Here is an 18,980-nt window from a genome sequence, read left to right on the forward strand (position 1 = left end):
TGACAACGGTTAAAGGGGTGCGGACAAAATGAACGTTACGGACGTTAAAATTCGTCGCGTCGTGGCAGAGGGTCGAATGAAAGCACTTGCCTCTATTACGCTCGACCACGAATTCGTGGTACATGATTTGCGTGTGATCGAAGGGAACAGTGGTCTCTTCGTCGCCATGCCAAGCAAACGAACGCAAGAAGGTATCTTCCGGGATGTCGCTCATCCAATCAATGCATTAATGCGAAAAAAGGTCGAAGATTCAGTACTCGAAGCCTATGCGGCACGTGAGGATCAAGAAGATGGCGTCGGTTACGAAGTCTCTTCTGCCCAAACGACAGATCAAGCATAAGAAAAAGACAGGTTTTCTCTTCTTGGGAAAACCTGTCTTTTTTCTCGCTTTTTCCTCGATTCCGCTTCGTCCCATCATTGAATAACGATGCCATTTTCGTTATAGTTGGAACGAGTGTACTATTTCAGAACGAAATCAACACTAATTTACGTGGAGGAGCGACAAGGATGAATCATTTCGCGGTAATTCTAGCAGCGGGTAAAGGAACTCGGATGAAATCGAAGCTTTACAAAGTACTTCACCCAGTCGCTGGGAAACCTATGGTACAGCACGTCGTCGATCAATTAGCGACGCTCGGCGTCAAGCGACAGGTCGTCATCGTCGGTCACGGTGCGGAATCCGTCAAAGAAGTGCTTGGCACATCGGTGGAATACGCACTTCAAAGTGAGCAGCTTGGCACAGGTCATGCTGTTCAAATGGCAGAACCCGTACTCGGGAACGAACAGGGAGCAACACTCGTCGTCTGTGGCGATACACCACTCTTGACGAGCGAGACACTGTCTTCATTGTTACAACATCATACGGATACGAACGCAAAAGTGACTGTCTTGACGGCACTCGCTGACGATCCGACAGGTTACGGACGAATCGTGCGTGGCGAAGATGGAAACGTCTCGAAAATCGTCGAGCACAAGGATGCGAATGCAGAAGAACTTGCACTTCGGGAAATCAATACAGGTACGTATGTATTTGATAACGAGATGTTGTTCGCAACGCTGAAGCAGGTCAAGAACGATAACGCGCAAGGTGAGTATTACTTACCAGACGTGATTGAGATTGCTAAAGCAGCAGGCGAAACGATCGCAGCGTATGCGGCACCTACGTTCGAAGAGACAATCGGTGTCAACGATCGCGTCGCACTTGCGCAAGCGGAAACATCGATGCGTAAGCGGACGAGCGAGTACTGGATGCGTCAGGGTGTCACATTCGTTGACCCGTCTTCGACGTATATCGGACCGGACGTCACGATTGGTTCAGATACTGTTCTTTATCCGGGAACGCAATTACTCGGTCGCACGGTCATTGGTTCAGAATGTACGATTGGTCCGAACTCGGATATTCGCAATAGTGAAGTGGCAGATGGTGCCATTGTTCGTCAATCCGTCGTCACGGATAGCAAGATTGGTCCAGCGGCACAAGTCGGTCCATTCGCGCATTTACGTCAACAAGCGGTTCTCGGAGCGAATACACGCGTTGGAAACTTTGTTGAGATCAAGAAATCAACATTTGGTGAAGGTAGCAAATCAGCGCACCTGAGCTATGTCGGAGATGCGACGATCGGAGAGAACGTCAATCTCGGTTGTGGATCAATCACGGTCAACTACGATGGAAAAAATAAATTCCAGACGATCATTGAGGACGATGCCTTTATCGGCTGTAACGTCAACTTGATTGCACCGGTCACGGTCGGCAAGAACGCCCTTGTTGCTGCCGGATCAACCGTCACGGATGATGTGCCGGAAAACGGTCTCGCGATCGCACGGGAACGTCAAACGACGAAACCTGATTATCGTTAATTCATTACTTGTCGCTCTACTCGTCTAAACCCAAACAAATGGAGGCCACCTACACATGTCTACTGTCTTAGAACATGAAATTCGTATTTTCGCACTCAACTCGAACAAACCACTGGCAGAGGAAATCGCTAAAGTCATCGGAATCCCGGTGAGCGAAAGTTCAGTCAAGCACTTCAGTGATGGCGAAATTTCGATGAACATCGAAGAAAGTGTCCGAGGAGATGATATTTACATCATTCAATCGACAAGCCAACCAGTCAACGAAAACCTGATGGAACTTCTCATCATGATCGATGCACTGAAACGGGCGTCTGCACGGACAATCAACGTCGTCATTCCGTATTACGGTTATGCGCGTCAAGACCGCAAAGCACGTTCACGTGAGCCAATCACGGCGAAGCTCGTTGCAAACTTGCTTGAAGTAGCAGGGGCGACACGCGTCGTGACGATGGATCTCCATGCAGCACAAATCCAAGGGTTCTTCGATATTCCAGTAGATCAGTTGATGGGTGTACCGCTTCTCGCCTCATACTTCGAGAAAAAGAACATCGATCCAAACGAACTCGTCATCGTTTCTCCAGACCATGGCGGTGTCACACGGGCACGTAAATTAGCAGAACAATTAAAAGCACCAATCGCGATCATCGACAAACGCCGTCCGAAACCGAACGTCGCAGAAGTCATGAACATCGTTGGTCAAGTCGATGGCAAGATTGCCATCATCATCGATGATATCATCGATACAGCGGGTACGATCACACTTGCAGCGAACGCTTTGATCGAAAACGGAGCGAAACAAGTCTATGCATGTTGTACACACCCTGTTCTTTCGGGTCCAGCAATGGAACGGATCGAGAACTCAGCGATCGAAGAACTCGTCGTCTTGAACACAATCGACTTAACGCAACGCGAATGTGCAAGCAAAATCAAACAAATCTCTGTGGCACGCTTGCTTGCAGAAGCAATCATCCGTGTACACGAACAGAAATCAATCAGCCCGCTCTTCAGCTGATTGCTTGATGCATACGAACGACGTGGTCCGGTTTATTGAAATCGGACCCTTGTTCGTTTACTTTTTTAAACAGAAATGAGGAATCGATATGAAATGTATCGTCGGATTAGGGAATCCCGGAGCGAAGTATGCCAATACACGCCATAACATCGGTTTTCTTGCGATTGATGCCTTAGCGGAGAAACACGGAATCGCGCTTTCAGAATCGAAGTTTAAAGCCCTCTTCGGAACGGGAATGATAAACGGAGAGCGTGTTGTGCTCGTCAAGCCATTGACGTATATGAACTTATCAGGCGAAGCAGTACGACCATTGCTTGATTTCTACAAGATCGCAGTCGAGGATGTGCTCGTCATCTATGATGATCTGGATTTACCGCTTGAGAAATTACGCTTGCGTTCAAAAGGAAGTGCAGGCGGTCATAATGGCGTCAAGTCGTTGATCCAGCACCTCGGGACGCAGGAGATCAAGCGCCTTAAGCTCGGCGTCGGTCGACCACCGGCACCCATCCAAGTCATCGACTGGGTGTTAATGAATTTTTCGAAGGCGGAACAAGGAAGTCTGCAACACGTACTCAATGCGTCTGTCGATGTAGCGACGGACTTCATAGACACACCGTTTCTCGCTTTGATGAATCGGTATAACTGAACGCAACGCTTTGGGGTTCCAAAGCGTTTTTGCTGTCGTGTTTTAGGAGGAAGAAGATGAAACAATTACAAGAACTGTTACTAGCGATTCCTGAAATCAAGACGGTTCGGGAACGCTTCCGGGATGGTGTCAACGCGCAGTTGATCACCGGTCTGATGAATAGCGGAAAGGCACTGTTCGTCGCCGGGATTTATCAGGAGACGAAACGTCGATTCGTGCTTGTGACGCATAATATGTTCCAAGCGCAAAAACTATATGATGATTTGATTGAACTCGTACCGGAAGAAGACGTCATGCTCTATCCGGTCGATGAGACGTTAGCCGCGGAACTCTCCTACGGGGCAAGTCCGGAATTGCGGGCAACACGGATCGAGACCCGTCATCGTTTACTGACGACGGACGACGGAATCCTAATCATTCCGCTCGTCGGTTTACGTCGATATGTTCCGGATGCACAGACGTTTTTGTCGCATGTCAAACAAGTCAAACCGGGCGACATCTTATCGATTCCGGACTTCGTCCAGGATTTAGTCGATGCGGGGTACGAACGGACAGCGACCGTGACGACGCCTGGTGAGTTTGCTGTTCGCGGAAGTATTATCGATATTTATCCACTCACGGTCGAACGCCCGTACCGGCTCGATCTATTCGACGAGGAAGTCGACTCGATCTATACATTTGATGCGGAGACCCAACGTTCGCTCGGTGTCGTCGCAGAAGCATGTTTGATGCCAGCAGCGGAACACTTCGCGACGAAGGATCAGTTAAAGGACGCGGGTGAAAAAGTCCGTCGTCTTTATGAGGCGACGAAAGAGCGCGTCCAAAGTACGGAAGTCCTCGCGGCACTTGAAGAGGGAATTGCTTATGACGTCGAGTTGCTAGAAAACGGCGATCAACCGAAACAGTTCGCGAAGTATGCACCGATTCTCTACACGTCGACGCTACGTCAAGACGTGACGGGAAGTGTCTTGATCGTTGATGAAGTCGCACGGGTTGAAGAAGCGGCAGAAGTTCAGGATGCAGAGGAAGCAGAATGGATGGCGTCGCTCATTGAACGCGGACAAAGCGTCAGTGATTACGTCCTATCTGTTCCGATGGCACATGTCTTTGAAGGACAACCCTTGTTGTACCTCTCGCTCCTTCCGACACGTCGGAGTGGTGTACCGGAAAGTGCGGCCATCCATTTCAGCATCAAACCGATTGCGCCGTTCCATGGTCAGATGGAACGCTTGAAGCAAGAAGTCGAGCGATATCGTCGTGCTGACATGTGGATGGTCTTCTTAGCGAGTAACCGAGAACGTGCCGAGCGAATGCGTCAGACGTTATCCGATTATGGGGTGGAAGCGTCGATCGTCACAAAAGAAGGTATCACTCGGGGTCAACCAGCGATTCTGATCGGTGGAATTCATGGTGGATTCGAGATGACGAATGCGCGCCTCGTCGTCATCACAGAAGAAGAAGTCTTTAAGCAACCGGCGCGTCGCCGGAAGCAGACGACGAAGCTGACGAACGCTGAACGAATCAAGAGTTATCAAGAATTGAAGACAGGTGATTACGTCGTCCATATTCATCACGGGATTGGGCGGTATCATGGCATCAAGACGATTGATGTAGCCGGTAACCATCAGGACTATCTCCATCTCGTTTACGCGGGAGAGGACTCGTTGTATGTTCCTGTCGATCAGATTGACTTGATTCAAAAGTATGTCGGGGCTGAAGGAAAAGAGCCGAAGATCTATAAACTCGGTGGAACGGAATGGAAAAAGGTTAAAGCGAAGGTCCAGAAATCGGTCGAGGATATCGCTGATGAGTTGATCAAGCTCTATGCGGCTCGTGAAGCTGCGGTCGGTTTTGCGTTCCCGGAGGACGACGATAACATGCAAGCATTCGAGGCTTCCTTCCCGTATGAGGAAACGGTCGATCAATTGCGATCGATTGCCGAGATCAAGAAAGATATGGAACGTCCGCGTCCGATGGATCGTCTATTATGTGGCGACGTTGGATACGGAAAAACAGAAGTGGCGATTCGGGCAGCGTTCAAAGCGGTCATGTCTGGAAAACAAGTTGCGTTGCTCGTACCGACGACCGTCCTTGCACAACAACACTACGAAACGATGCTTGAGCGATTCAGTGAATGGCCGATTCGTGTGTCGGTCATGAGCCGGTTCCGTTCGCCAGCAGAATTAAAGGCGACGAAACAAGGACTAAAAGAGGGAACGATCGATGTCGTCGTCGGGACACACCGTGTGCTGTCGAAAGACGTCCAGTTTGCTGATATCGGATTGTTGATCATTGATGAAGAGCAACGATTCGGCGTGAAACATAAAGAACGTCTGAAACAGTTGAAGACGAACGTTGACGTCTTGACGTTGACGGCGACACCGATTCCAAGGACATTGCACATGTCGATGATCGGAATCCGTGATCTCTCGGTCCTTGAGACACCGCCGGAAAACCGTTACCCGGTCCAAACATATGTCATGGAATACGACGGAATCGTCATGCGGGAAGCACTCGAACGGGAACTCGGTCGAGGGGGACAAGCGTTCTTCCTCTATAACCGGGTCGAAGGCATCGAGCGAAAGGCAGAAGAGATTCGTGCGCTCGTACCGGAAGCGCGAATCGTGACGGCGCACGGTCGGATGACGGAAACCGAACTCGAGAGTCAGTTGATCGCGTTCTTCGAAGGGGACGCGGATGTTCTTGTCAGTACAACGATCATCGAGACAGGAATCGACATTCCGAACGTCAATACGTTGATCGTTCATGACGCGGATCAAATGGGCTTATCCCAACTGTATCAATTGCGTGGTCGTGTTGGTCGATCAAGTCGCGTTGCCTATTCGTACTTTACGTACCGTCCGCAAAAACGATTGACGGAAGTCGCAGAAAGTCGTCTACAAGCGATCAAGGAATTCACGGAGCTCGGTAGCGGCTTTAAGATCGCGATGCGCGACTTATCGATTCGTGGTGCCGGGAACTTACTTGGTTCCCAACAATCGGGCTTCATTGATTCGGTCGGTTTCGATCTTTATTCACAGATGCTCGCAGAAGCAGTTGAAGAACGCAAAGAACGAATGAAAGGTAAAAAACGCGTCCAGAAATTCGTGCCCGAGTTCACGTTCAGTCTTGATGCGTATATTCCATCACACTACATGACGGACTCCGAGCTGAAAATCGAGTTTTACAAACGCTTAAAATATGTCGATACCGTCGATAGCCTCGAACAGCTCGAAACAGAGATGCTCGAACGATTCGGTGAGTTCCCAGATGAGGTTGCTCGTTTGATCCAATTGACACGGATGCGGATTTTTGCCGAACGAGCGCGTGTCGAGCGTGTCAAACAAACCGATCCGAAAATCGAAATCGTTTTGTCGCTCCAATCTACACAGCAGCTTGACGTGGCGGATTTCGTTAAATGGACTGTTCCGCTAGGACGTGGTCTAGGCATGGGACAACAAGAACAGAAACTCGTCTTGACCCTGAACCGGAATAAACAGTCGACGCAACAGATGACGATGCAGGCAGAACAGTTGCTAGCAGAGCTTGATCGTCGGCTCGTCGCGCGATGAATAGACGAACGATTGCGCAAGGCGCAGCACTACTTGCGATCTCTAGCTATATCTCGAAATTGCTCAGCTTCTTTTACCGGATTCCATATCAGAATCTCGCCGGCGATTTCGGATTGTACGTCTATCAGACGGTCTATCCCTTATTCGCGATAGCGGCAGCGCTTGGCATTTATGCGCTGCCCGTCATCGTGGCGAAGTTGACGCTCCATCATCCAGACGAGAAAAGAGAAGTCTTGTGGTCGATTTTCTATGTCTTGCTTGCGATGACAGTCTTCTTCGGATTACTTGGTTGGTGGATCGCCCCGACGCTCGCAGGGTGGTTCGGGGATGAGAAACTGGTCGTGCCCTTGCGTGCGGTGACATGTACGTTTTATTTACTACCCGTGATTGCCGTTCTTAGAGGTATGTTTCAAGCGGATCTCGAGATGCGACCGACGGCTGTATCCCAAGTCTCTGAAAATGCCGTTCGTGTCGGACTATTGTTGCTCGTGACCTATATCGGTGTCTCGATGCAGGCGGACCCATACTGGATTGGTGCCAGTGCCCATCTGACAGCGATCGGCGGTAGCATCGTTTCGTTATTCGTCCTGTTACGTTTTGCGAAAGGAAAAATCGGTCGCCCTGTGTTTTCAGGTATCCATGTACGGCGGGTCGGAAAGGTGCTCGTGACAAGCGGGGTGGCGGTCAGTATCGCCTCACTTGCTTTATTGCTGATGCAATTGATCGATGGATTGACGTTCGTCAATCTACTTGGCAATACGACGGAGACGAAAATTGAAAAAGGGGTGCTCGACCGTGGGTATCCGTTACTGCAATTTGCGATTCTCTTTGCAACATCGATGAGTCTTGCGAGTGTTCCGTCACTATCAACCGCATATCGAAAGCATGATCCGCAGATGATGCGTCAACAACTGGAGACATTACTTCGTTCCGGTCTATTGATTGCCGCTGCAGCGACGATCGGACTAATGGGTGTGATGCGTCCGCTCAATATTGCGTTATATCAAGATGACCAAGGAACAGCAGGACTGATTTGGCTCGCGGCGACGGCATTTGCTGCTTCGATTGCGATGATGATCGTCTCTTGTCTCCAGTCGGTCGATGCTGAAAAGTATGCGCTCGTTGGTGTTCTTGTCGGATTAGGGGCGAAGCTCGCTCTGAATCTCTATTTCATTCCCCGATATGGTATGATCGGGGCGGGTATGGCGACATTTGGCGGTTTTGCCGTCATGGCGACAGCACAATGGATTTTATTGAACCTTAAGTTCGGTCGCGTATCGGCAGGAAACGCGTTCTACCGACGACTGGTCTTACCTGTGCTCGCCATGAGTGTGTTTCTGTATCTGATCGAAACGTTCTTCCAGCTGTTTGAGCTTGAGACACGAATCGGTGCGGCACTCGAAGTCGGCGTCCTTGTCATCGGTGGTGCCATCATTTATGGCAGTATGGCATTACGCGTCCGTGCATTAACAGAACAAGAGTGGGCGCTATTGCCTTTAGGAGATAAGTTATATCAGATGTACCAACGTAGGAGGAGTATATGACACACCGAATCACGATCGTCGGCCTTGGCGTCGGCGAACTCGAACAATTGCCGTTTGGCATCTATCGATTATTAAAAAACACGACACAGCCTGTCTATTTACGGACAATGGATCATCCAGTCGTTTCAGAACTCGCAGCAGAGGGAATGAACTTTACATCATTTGACTCGGTTTATGAACGACATAGTCGGTTTGAAGACGTATACACAGAAATCGTTGAGGAATTGCTTCGTCTCTCAAAGACGACGGACATCATCTATGCCGTCCCAGGTCATCCACTGGTCGCGGAGAGTACCGTCCAGCAGTTATTAGAGCGGACGGACGCGGTCGACGTCATAGGCGGACAAAGTTTTCTTGATCCGATGTTCGCAGCGCTTGGTGTGGATCCAATTGAAGGATTCCAGTTGCTTGATGCAACAGCGTTTGCCGTCGATGAAGCACAGATCCGTCAGCATCTACTAATTGGACAAGTTTATGATGCGCTCGTCGCGGGCGACTTAAAGGTCCAGTTGATGGAACGTTATCCGGACGAACATCTAGTCACTTTGGTCACGGCAGCGGGTACAAGCAAACAGTCCGTCCAAAGCGTACCGTTATATGAACTCGATCATGTGACGACGCTCAGTAACTTGACGACAGTCTACGTGCCACCTGTCACGGATGAGCAGACGTTGAACCGTGACTTCGCGACACTAAAAGAGATCATCGCGCGATTACGCGGTGAAGGCGGTTGTCCATGGGATCAAGAGCAGACGCATGAGTCCTTAAAACGTCATTTAATCGAAGAATCTTACGAATTACTGGAAGCAATCGACCTTCAGGACGATAACTTAATGATAGAAGAGCTAGGAGACGTCCTTTTACAGGTCATGCTCCACGCACAAATTGGTCTAGATGAAGGGTATTTTGATATTCGAGACGTCATCGGAAGCGTCAGTGATAAGATGATTCGTCGCCATCCGCATGTCTTTGGGGAAACAACAGTCGATTCTTCAGCAGACGTCGTTTCGAACTGGCAAGACATCAAAGCACAAGAAAAGCCGGAGCGGACTTCCTTGCTCGATGGTGTGACAAAAGGAGCACCCGCTTTGATGCGCGCAGAAGACATTCAAAAGAAAGTGGCGAAAGTCGGTTTTGAATGGAGTGACGTCGAGGGTGCACTTGAAAAAGTAATCGAAGAGTTACGTGAATTGAAGGAAGCCGCACCAGAAGAACGACTAGGTGAATTCGGAGATGTTCTGTTTTCGATGACGCTCGTCGGGAAATACCTCGGTCTCTCGGCAGAAGAGGGGCTACAACAGACGAATGATAAATTCATCCGTCGCTTTACGCGAATGGAACAACTAGCGGACCGACCGCTCGTTGAGATGACGCTTGAAGAGCAAGATTCACTCTGGCATCAAGCGAAGCAGGAGGAACAGTCATGAGACTTGATAAATTTTTAAAAGTATCGCGTCTGATCAAACGACGGACGCTTGCAAAAGAAGTAGCGGATCAAGGTCGGATTACGATCAATGGTAATGTGGCGAAAGCAAGTAGCACGGTAGCAGCGGGTGACGAGATGACGATCCGGTTCGGAAACAAGATTGTCACGGTTGCGATTTCGAGCATTAAAGAACATGCTAAAAAAGAAGAAGCGTCTGATATGTATGAGATCATCCGTGAAGAAAAGGTGAATTCCGAAGAATCGATGTAATTTACCGGAAAAAGGAAGTATACTAAAGAGTGTCAGGGATGACCACTCAGAAAGAGGAGGGATGATATGCCAACACCGCTCGAATCAGGGCGTCCAGCGCCAAAGATCAAGCCGCTCAATGACCGTAAGAAGCAGTTGAGTCAGAATGCCATCGAAAACCGTCGACGCCTCAAAAATCGCTTTTTCCTGTGTCTGACCGTCTTTTTGCTCATCTTTTCCCTCATGGGGTGGTCATACATGGAAAAACGGCAATTGATCGCTGAACAAAAGCAGTCGTTTCAAGTCGCTGAACAAGAGCAGACGAAAGCGAAAAAAGAGACCGCCCGTCTGAAGGAAGAAATCAATCGTCTCAATGATAAAGAGTATGTAGCGAACTTAGCTCGGAGCGAGTTGCTCTATTCGAAAAAAGGGGAAACGATCTTCTACTTTTCACCGGAAGACTAATTGAAGGTTGCCGATTGATTGAAAAAAGAATGAATCACTCGTATAATAAGAAACGAATCAACTAAAAAGGAGCAATACAATTTATGTCGATTGAAGTAGGCAGCAAAGTGCAAGGGAAAGTAACAGGCATCACGAATTTCGGAGCGTTCGTTGAGTTACCAACAGGGAAAACTGGTCTTGTTCACATCAGTGAAGTGGCAGATTCTTACGTTAAAGACATCAATGATGTGTTGACGGTTGGTCAAGAAATCACCGTCAAAGTCTTAAGTGTTGAAAACGATGGTAAGATCGGTCTTTCCATCAAAAAAGCCGTCGATCGTCCAGAAGGCGAACGTCCTCGTCCTGCACGTCAGTTCGACCGTGGACCACGTCCAGCAGGACAAGATCGTGGACCACGTTCGTTCGATAACAAAGGACCACGTGGAGGCGGTAACCGTGGAGGCTTCAACAAAGGCGGCCGTGGTACACCACCACCGCGCAAAGAACAATCGTTCGATACGCTGATGTCTAGTTTCCTGAAAGATAGTGAAGATCGTCTTGCTACATTGAAACGTCAAACGGATTCAAAACGTGGCGGACGCGGCGCAAAACGTCAATAACTTGCTGACCTGTTCTTTATAAGAATAGAGATGGAATGACGCCGTTCATTCCATCTTTTATTTTTTTGAAATTATTTTTAGAAAAAGCGTTGACTTTCATTTGACCTGCCCGTATTATAGAAAATGTGCTTAAGACGCACGAGTTAAAAATATGGCGGTGTAGCTCAGCTGGCTAGAGCGTACGGTTCATACCCGTGAGGTCGTGGGTTCGACTCCCTCCGCCGCTACCATATTTTTTTGGCCCGTTGGTCAAGCGGTTAAGACACCGCCCTTTCACGGCGGTAACACGGGTTCGAATCCCGTACGGGTCATTCTCAAAAGCTATCTCTATTATATAGAGATAGCTTTTTTTAGGTTTTAACGGAAAGAGGTGAAGTCGTCATGGAAGGTGTGCCGTTCGAACCGCTCCTAGTCGGAGTGTCGGGAGGGTGTGACTCGATGGTACTCGTCGATCGGTTGTATCGAGAAGGTTATGACATTGCAATTGCACATGTGCATCATGGATTACGAGAGGCATCCGACGAAGAAGCGCGCTTTATTAAGGAATGGGCAACGTCCCGAAAGATAACCTTTTTCATGACGCGTTTAGAATGGACACGACGTACGAGCTCTCAAGCGGCTTGTCGTGAAGAGAGATATGCGTTTTTTGAACGAATCATGGAAGAGACCGGACGCTCACGTCTGATTCTCGCTCATCATCAAGACGATCAAATCGAGACGCTACTCATTCAGCTCATTCGTGGGGAAGCGCAAGTTGATGGTATTCCCGTCGTTCGTCCGTTTGGTAACGGTTGGCTGCATCGCCCGTTACTACATGAATCGAAGCAGGCTTTGCTCGAGTATGCGTTGCAACATGAAGTTCCGTGGCGAGAAGATGCGTCAAATGCAGAAACTACTTATTTGCGCAATCAAATCCGACATATGATTGTTCCGCCACTCCGAGAAATTCGTCCGGAGTTTGAACAAGCAACAGCAGCTGCAGCACATGCGCGACAGCAAATCATGCGTGAGCAGGTGACATTCGTCGCGACGTATCTCGACCGATGTAAGGAAGCGAATGGAATTCCGGTAGCACGTATTTTAGAATTACCGACGGATTTACAGCGGCTTGTCTTGCCGACGCTAACGGGAGAAACGTTTTCTTCAGAAACGATTCGTCACTTCATCACGTGGCTTCGGGTGGATAAGGGCTCGGACGAAGTGTATTATGGAAACTGGAGGATGCGACGTGCATATGGCTTTTTGATGCAGGATCGTGTGATACGGTCAATGAATGACGATTTACCGTTTCAAGTAGGGGAGAATTTGGGAACGTATCATTATGGTGAACAAATGGTTCGCTTCTCAATCGGAAACCAAGGTATCCCGCTGGACGCGATTGCGTTCCCGTTGACGGTGCGCCCGCCATGTCCGGGAGATCGAATCCAGCTTGCTGTGGGTTCGAAAAAAGTCAGTCGAATTCTGATTGATGCTAAGGTTCCGCGTTATCTCCGGGAACAGGTTCCGATCGTCGTCGATGCAAATGGAGTGATTTTAGCCGTCATTGGACATCGAATTGCAATATTCGGGTCATTTGAACTCCTCGCAAAATCTTATTTAATGATAGAATGGTAATGTAGTGTTTATTATGGAGGAGGAATACCTAGCATGACCTTGATGAACGATATGGAAAAAGTACTGATTTCAGAAGAAGAGATCCAAAATAAAGTGGGCGAACTCGCCGGCGAATTGACAGCGGATTATCACGATCGTTTTCCGTTGCTTGTGTGTGTCTTAAAAGGCGCAATGCCGTTCATGTCTGATCTTGTCAAAAAGATGGATATGCACCTTGAAATGGACTTCATGGACGTTTCAACATATCACGGTGGGACAACATCAACAGGTGAAGTCAAGATTGAAAAAGATTTGAACACATCGGTAGAAGGACGCGACATCTTGATTGTCGAAGATATCATCGACAGCGGATTGACGCTTGGTTACCTCGTTGACCTCTTCAAGTACCGGAAAGCGAAGTCCGTTAAAATCGTGACGTTGCTCGACAAACCAACAGGACGGAAGAATGACTTGCACGCAGATTACAGCGGCTTCGTCATTCCACACGAATTCGTCGTCGGTTATGGTCTGGATTACGAAGAGAAATACCGTAACCTTCCGTATGTAGGTGTCTTGAAACCTGCAGTCTACGGCGGCTAATTATTTTTAATCTCGTCTGTCCCATGATAAGATGAAACCAATTACAAAGCGCGCCCTGTCGCGCCAGGATTCGTATTCATCCACTAGAAAAACGAGATGGATGCGGAGAGGAGGCATAAGATGAACCGAGCAGTGAAGAATACCCTCGTGTTTGGGGTCATTTTTCTAGCTTTGATCTTGTTTCTGCAATACTTGCAGAGTCCAGTGAACAAAAGCAAAGAAATCAATTACACACAGTTTGTCGAGTCTGTTGAAAAAGGTGAAATCAAGACGGCTACCTTCCAATATGAAGGGCAGACGTATAATGTGACAGGAGATTTGCGTGAAAAAGATTCAACGTATGAAACGGTCGTACCGGCTGTGGATACGGAACTAACGGATCTCTACACGCAACTCAGAAGCCAAGGAGTCAAATTGGACTTCAAGGCAGCAGAAACGAATGGTGGTTGGATCGCGTTACTAACGACAATTGTTCCATTCATCATCATCTTCATCCTCTTCTTCTTCTTCTTGATTAATCAAGCGCAAGGTGGCGGTGGTGGCGGTCGCGTCATGAACTTCGGGAAATCGAAGGCACGCCTCTATGATACAGAGAAGAAAAAGATCACGTTTGATGATGTAGCCGGCGCAGACGAAGAGAAACAAGAACTTGTCGAAGTCGTCGAATTCTTGAAAGATCCGCGTAAATTTGCGAAACTCGGTGCCCGTATTCCGAAAGGGGTCCTACTCGTAGGTCCTCCAGGTACAGGTAAGACGTTGCTTGCGCGTGCCGCAGCTGGTGAAGCCGGCGTACCATTCTTCTCGATTTCAGGTTCTGACTTCGTTGAGATGTTCGTTGGTGTCGGGGCATCACGTGTCCGTGACTTGTTCGAAAACGCGAAGAAAAATGCACCATGTATCATCTTCATCGATGAAATCGATGCTGTCGGTCGTCAACGGGGCGCAGGTCTCGGTGGTGGACACGATGAGCGTGAGCAGACATTGAACCAACTTCTCGTTGAGATGGATGGATTCAGTGAAAACGAAGGCATCATCATGATCGCAGCAACGAACCGTGCTGATATTCTTGACCCAGCATTACTCCGTCCAGGTCGTTTTGACCGTCAAATCACGGTTGACCGTCCAGATGTCGTCGGTCGTGAAGCAGTCTTGAAAGTTCACGCACGGAATAAACCGCTCGATTCAACGGTTGATTTGAAAGCTATCGCACAGCGGACACCTGGATTCTCAGGTGCGGATCTTGAGAACCTTCTGAATGAAGCAGCACTTGTTGCAGCACGTTCAGACCGTGATAAAGTGTCGATCGTTGATCTCGAAGAAGCGATTGACCGTGTCATCGCGGGACCAGCGAAGAAGAGCCGGATCATCTCGCCGAAAGAGAAAAAGATTGTCGCATGGCACGAAGCAGGACATACGATCATTGGTGTCACGCTCGACGATGCGGATGAAGTACACAAGGTAACGATCGTTCCTCGCGGAAACGCGGGCGGATATGTCGTCATGTTGCCAAAAGAAGATCGTTACTTCATGACGAAGCCGGAACTCGAAGATAAGATTACTGGATTGCTCGGTGGTCGCGTCGCAGAGGACATCGTCTTCGGAGAAGTCTCGACTGGAGCAAGCAATGACTTCCAACGTGCGACAGGTCTTGCACGGAAAATGGTCATGGAGTTCGGGATGAGTGAAAAACTCGGACCGCTTCAATTCGGATCAGGTCAAAGCGGTAACGTCTTCCTCGGTCGTGATTTCCAAAACGAACAGAATTACTCGGATGCAATTGCACACGAGATCGATACGGAAATCCAAGCGATCATCAACCGCTGTTACCAAAAAGCGAAAGATATCCTGACTGAGAAACGCGATCAGCTCGACTTGATTGCAACAACGTTGCTTGAAGTTGAAACACTCGATCAAAAACAAATTCACCATCTCCTAGAGACGGGCGAATACAAAAAACATGAACCAGAAGCAACGACTCCAAAAGCAGAAGAGAAAGCACCGGAATCGACAGATGCAACTGTTGATCAACCGACAGAGTCTCCAACGCAAATGGGTTCAGTCGTTGACGAAGGGAAAAATGTAGATATGGATACACCAGATACGCCGCGTCGCGACGATCAAGTGTAAACGGATGGAACGGATTCGATTGATATCGAATCCGTTCTTTTTTGTGGCAGACCGAGCGAATACACATCGGTAGGTGTGACCATACGAGCATGGTATAATCACAACGTATATAGTTCCGATCGTGAAACAACGGAATACAATAGAAGCATGAAAATTGAGAAGAAGCGGGGAAATAAGCAAATGATTTTAGTCATCGATGTCGGAAATACGAATATCGTCTTAGGTGTCTATCAAGGACAAGAGTTGATTGAGCATTGGCGGATTGCGACAGACCGGACACGGACGACGGACGAATACGGTATGCTCGTCAAAGCGTTGTTCCGTGACGCAGAGCTAAACGTGGAAGAAATCGAGGGAATCGTGTTATCATCTGTCGTACCCCCCGTCGTGTTTCCACTAGAAAATATGTGTGTGCGTTACTTTAAACGTCGTCCGTTCTTGATTGGACCAGGAATCAAGACAGGACTCGATTTAAAAGTCGATAATCCACGGGAAGTGGGAGCCGATCGAATCGTCAATGCAGTAGCGGCGACGGCGAAATACGAGGGGCCGATGATCATCGTCGATTTCGGAACAGCGACGACGTATTGTTACATCGATGCACAAAAACGGTATTACGGTGGCATCATCTCACCCGGTGTGATGGTTGCAACCGAGGCACTCTATAATAAGGCAGCAAAATTGCCACGAATCGAAATCGCGAAACCGCAGTCAGCGATTGGACGAAATACGATCCATGCGATGCAGTCGGGGACCTATTTCGGATATGTGGCACAGGTGGACGGACTCGTTCACCGGATGAAAGAGGAAATGGGAGAAGCGAAGGTCATTGCGACCGGTGGCTTAGCCCGATTAATCAGCGAGGAATCCACGATGATTGAGGTCGTCGATCCATTCTTGACGTTAGATGGATTACGGATTATCTACGAACGAAATAAGTGAGGGAATCAAGATGAAACGTGAAGAATTATTAGCACAATTAAAAGATGACTATTTAGTACGGGCGTTAGGCTTCAATGGAGAAGTCCGTGCGTTTGCGATCCGTTCGACGAAAACGGTCTATGAAGCACAACTGCGCCATCAGACAACACCGGTCGTTACAGCAGCACTCGGTCGGACACTGACGATCGGCGCAATGATGGGTACGATGCAAAAAGGCGATACACGTGTCACATTAAAAGTCGAAGGCGATGGACCGATTGGGAAAATCATCGTCGATGCCGACGCAAAAGGTGTCGTTCGTGGATATGTCAGTCGTCCCCGCGTCGAAATGGATACGTACGTCAATGCAGACGGTCTGACGAAACTAAAAGTGGGTGAAGCGGTCGGTCGCGGAAACATCTCTGTCATCAAAGACCTCGGGTTGCGTGACTTCGTCGGTGGTCAATCGCCGATTCAAACAGGTGAGATTAGCGAAGACTTCACGTATTACTTCGCTGTATCGGAACAAAGCCCATCGGTCGTTGGAGCTGGCGTTCTCGTCTATCCGGAAGACGAATCAGTCATTGCAGCAGGTGGTTTGATCGTTCAATTGATGCCAGGTGCGTCGGAAGAGACGATCTCAGCACTTGAAAAACGTGTTGGAGCCCTTAAACCGATCTCGATTCTTGTCGGTGAGGAAAAAACACCAGAAGAAATGTTAGAACTCGTTCTCGGTGACTATGAGCATCTCGACACGATCCCGGTATCATTCGAATGTACGTGTGACCGTGAAAAATTAGCGACAGCGATCATCGCTCTTGGACCAGATGAGATCCAAGCGATGATTGATGAAGATGGTGGTGCGGAAGCGGTTTGTCACTTCTGTTCAGAGCATTATCACTATGATGTTCCAGAGTTAGAGGAACTTCGTGAAAAATCACTCGAAAGAGCATAAGAGGGATCTAATATGGGGAATGTACAACCTAAGTACTTGTGGATGTTGATCTTCATCTTAATGTTGACGAATTTCATGACCGGTGCTTACGCCTTCATGGGTGAGCTCCCAAAGGTCGATTCTCCTAAAATCGTTCAAGACAGCATCGGTGGTCCGCTCGAGGATGTCGTCGCCGAAGTCGGTGATGAGAAAATCACGCGCGCGATGGTCTATCAGACGATGCGAACGGAACAGGAAAAACAGACGATTGATCGTTTGATTCAAGAAGCGGTCGAACGCCAGACGAAGGATGGAAAAAAGCCGGAAGTCAAACGCTTTGATTGACAGATTTCATCCAGTCCGCTGATAATTAGTCTATCGGATTACTTGGAATTCAAGCGGTTCACTAATGAGGAGGAATGGTCATGCGTATTGCGAATTCAGTATTAGATTTAGTCGGTCGGACCCCGATCGTCAAGTTACATCATCTAACGGGTCCTGAGGATGCAGATGTGTATCTGAAATTGGAGTACATGAACCCTGGATCAAGCGTAAAAGACCGGATTGCGTTGGCGATGATCGAGGCGGCAGAAGAAGCGGGTCAACTCAAAGAAGGAGACACGATCATCGAGCCGACGAGTGGGAACACAGGCATCGGACTAGCGATGGTCGCTTCGGCGAAAGGATACCGCGCCATTCTCGTCATGCCGGAAACGATGAGCATGGAGCGCCGGACGTTGCTTCGCGCCTATGGTGCGGAATTGATTTTGACACCGGGTCCTGAAGGAATGAAGGGTGCGATCGCTCGCGCGACAGCGGAAGCAGAAGAACATGGTTACTTCATGCCACAACAATTCAATAACGGCGCCAATCCAGTCGTCCATGAAAAAACGACAGGTCCTGAAATCGTCGAAGCGTTCGAAGGCATGCAACTCGATGCATTCATCGCGGGAATTGGAACGGGTGGAACGATCACCGGTGCTGGTAAAGTGTTACGCGATGCCTTCCAAGGGATTGAAATCATTGCTGTTGAACCAACGGATTCACCTGTCTTATCGGGTGGTAAACCGGGACCGCACAAACTGCAAGGAATCGGTGCTGGATTCGTGCCGTCGATTCTTGATACTGAGATTTATGATGGTGTTGAGCAGATCACGACGGAAGAAGCATTTGATCACGCACGGCGAGCAGCGAAGACGAACGGTGTCTTAGGCGGTATCTCGTCAGGTGCTGCGATTGCAGCAGCGCTCAAGACGGCGAAACGTCTCGGGAAAGGGAAAAACGTTCTCGCGATCATTCCTTCGAATGGGGAGCGGTACTTAAGTACACCGCTGTATCAAATCGAGGAAGAAGCAGACCAATCGAAGTAATCAACTGGACGTACACGGAAGTCATTCGGCTTCCGTGTACTTTTTTGCGTATAATGAGAGCAGAA

The 18,980-nt window shown here is 48.7% G+C and carries 17 protein-coding genes and 2 tRNA genes; all 19 read left to right on the forward strand.

The window, feature by feature from the left end:
- Positions 1 to 28 precede the first annotated feature (28 nt).
- The 19 genes from spoVG (at position 29) to cysK (ending at position 18,915) form a co-directional block, all read left to right on the forward strand.
- Positions 29 to 340 carry a septation regulator SpoVG gene (spoVG, locus tag P401_RS0114660; protein ID WP_029343053.1) on the forward strand — a complete coding sequence of 104 codons (312 nt, stop codon included), beginning with the start codon at positions 29 to 31 and terminating at the stop codon, positions 338 to 340.
- A 167-nt stretch (positions 341 to 507) separates the two neighbouring features.
- A complete protein-coding gene (gene glmU, locus P401_RS0114665; RefSeq protein ID WP_029343054.1) occupies positions 508 to 1,857 on the forward strand; it encodes a bifunctional UDP-N-acetylglucosamine diphosphorylase/glucosamine-1-phosphate N-acetyltransferase GlmU in 1,350 nt (449 codons plus the stop codon).
- A 55-nt stretch (positions 1,858 to 1,912) separates the two neighbouring features.
- Entirely contained in the window at positions 1,913 to 2,869 is a 957-nt protein-coding gene (locus tag P401_RS0114670; protein WP_012368955.1) for a ribose-phosphate diphosphokinase, read from the forward strand.
- An 88-nt stretch (positions 2,870 to 2,957) separates the two neighbouring features.
- On the forward strand, positions 2,958 to 3,515 hold the full coding sequence (gene pth, locus P401_RS0114675) for an aminoacyl-tRNA hydrolase (protein ID WP_029343055.1): 558 nt from the start codon (positions 2,958 to 2,960) through the stop codon (positions 3,513 to 3,515).
- Between the two features lie 56 nt (positions 3,516 to 3,571).
- Positions 3,572 to 7,087: a transcription-repair coupling factor gene (gene mfd, locus P401_RS0114680; RefSeq protein ID WP_029343056.1), complete on the forward strand. Its 3,516-nt coding sequence runs from the start codon at positions 3,572 to 3,574 to the stop codon at positions 7,085 to 7,087.
- Positions 7,084 to 8,631 (forward strand): putative polysaccharide biosynthesis protein, encoded by a 1,548-nt coding sequence (locus tag P401_RS0114685; RefSeq protein WP_029343057.1) that lies wholly within the window; start codon positions 7,084 to 7,086, stop codon positions 8,629 to 8,631. The genes mfd and P401_RS0114685 overlap by 4 nt, the downstream gene beginning before the upstream one ends.
- Entirely contained in the window at positions 8,628 to 10,058 is a 1,431-nt protein-coding gene (yabN, locus tag P401_RS0114690) for a bifunctional methyltransferase/pyrophosphohydrolase YabN (protein ID WP_029343058.1), read from the forward strand. The genes P401_RS0114685 and yabN overlap by 4 nt, the downstream gene beginning before the upstream one ends.
- Positions 10,055 to 10,327: an RNA-binding S4 domain-containing protein gene (locus P401_RS0114695; protein ID WP_023466556.1), complete on the forward strand. Its 273-nt coding sequence runs from the start codon at positions 10,055 to 10,057 to the stop codon at positions 10,325 to 10,327. The genes yabN and P401_RS0114695 overlap by 4 nt, the downstream gene beginning before the upstream one ends.
- Before the next feature lie 66 nt (positions 10,328 to 10,393).
- A complete protein-coding gene (locus P401_RS0114700; RefSeq protein ID WP_023466557.1) occupies positions 10,394 to 10,771 on the forward strand; it encodes an FtsB family cell division protein in 378 nt (125 codons plus the stop codon).
- Positions 10,772 to 10,854: 83 nt separating this feature from the next.
- Complete coding sequence (locus tag P401_RS0114705) at positions 10,855 to 11,370, forward strand: S1 domain-containing RNA-binding protein (protein ID WP_023466558.1); 516 nt, start codon at positions 10,855 to 10,857, stop codon at positions 11,368 to 11,370.
- Between the two features lie 153 nt (positions 11,371 to 11,523).
- Positions 11,524 to 11,600, forward strand: a tRNA-Met gene (locus P401_RS0114710).
- Between the two features lie 9 nt (positions 11,601 to 11,609).
- Positions 11,610 to 11,681, forward strand: a tRNA-Glu gene (locus P401_RS0114715).
- A 70-nt stretch (positions 11,682 to 11,751) separates the two neighbouring features.
- On the forward strand, positions 11,752 to 12,984 hold the full coding sequence (gene tilS / locus P401_RS0114720; RefSeq protein WP_029343059.1) for a tRNA lysidine(34) synthetase TilS: 1,233 nt from the start codon (positions 11,752 to 11,754) through the stop codon (positions 12,982 to 12,984).
- 33 nt (positions 12,985 to 13,017) lie between these two features.
- Positions 13,018 to 13,563, forward strand: coding sequence for a hypoxanthine phosphoribosyltransferase (gene hpt, locus P401_RS0114725; protein ID WP_023466560.1), 546 nt, complete (start codon positions 13,018 to 13,020; stop codon positions 13,561 to 13,563).
- Positions 13,564 to 13,683: 120 nt separating this feature from the next.
- Entirely contained in the window at positions 13,684 to 15,690 is a 2,007-nt protein-coding gene (gene ftsH / locus P401_RS0114730) for an ATP-dependent zinc metalloprotease FtsH (RefSeq protein ID WP_029343060.1), read from the forward strand.
- 180 nt (positions 15,691 to 15,870) lie between these two features.
- The gene (locus tag P401_RS0114735) at positions 15,871 to 16,632 is read left to right on the forward strand and encodes a type III pantothenate kinase (RefSeq protein ID WP_029343061.1); all 762 of its coding nucleotides are present in this window, start codon (positions 15,871 to 15,873) and stop codon (positions 16,630 to 16,632) included.
- Positions 16,633 to 16,642: 10 nt separating this feature from the next.
- Positions 16,643 to 17,566 carry an Hsp33 family molecular chaperone HslO gene (gene hslO / locus P401_RS0114740; RefSeq protein WP_029343062.1) on the forward strand — a complete coding sequence of 308 codons (924 nt, stop codon included), beginning with the start codon at positions 16,643 to 16,645 and terminating at the stop codon, positions 17,564 to 17,566.
- A gap of 12 nt (positions 17,567 to 17,578) precedes the next feature.
- Positions 17,579 to 17,890 (forward strand): SurA N-terminal domain-containing protein, encoded by a 312-nt coding sequence (locus tag P401_RS0114745; RefSeq protein ID WP_023466564.1) that lies wholly within the window; start codon positions 17,579 to 17,581, stop codon positions 17,888 to 17,890.
- Between the two features lie 80 nt (positions 17,891 to 17,970).
- Positions 17,971 to 18,915 carry a cysteine synthase A gene (cysK, locus tag P401_RS0114750; protein ID WP_029343063.1) on the forward strand — a complete coding sequence of 315 codons (945 nt, stop codon included), beginning with the start codon at positions 17,971 to 17,973 and terminating at the stop codon, positions 18,913 to 18,915.
- Positions 18,916 to 18,980: the final 65 nt, after the last annotated feature.

The organism is Exiguobacterium acetylicum DSM 20416 (assembly GCF_000702605.1).
Classification (GTDB): domain Bacteria; phylum Bacillota; class Bacilli; order Exiguobacteriales; family Exiguobacteriaceae; genus Exiguobacterium_A; species Exiguobacterium_A acetylicum.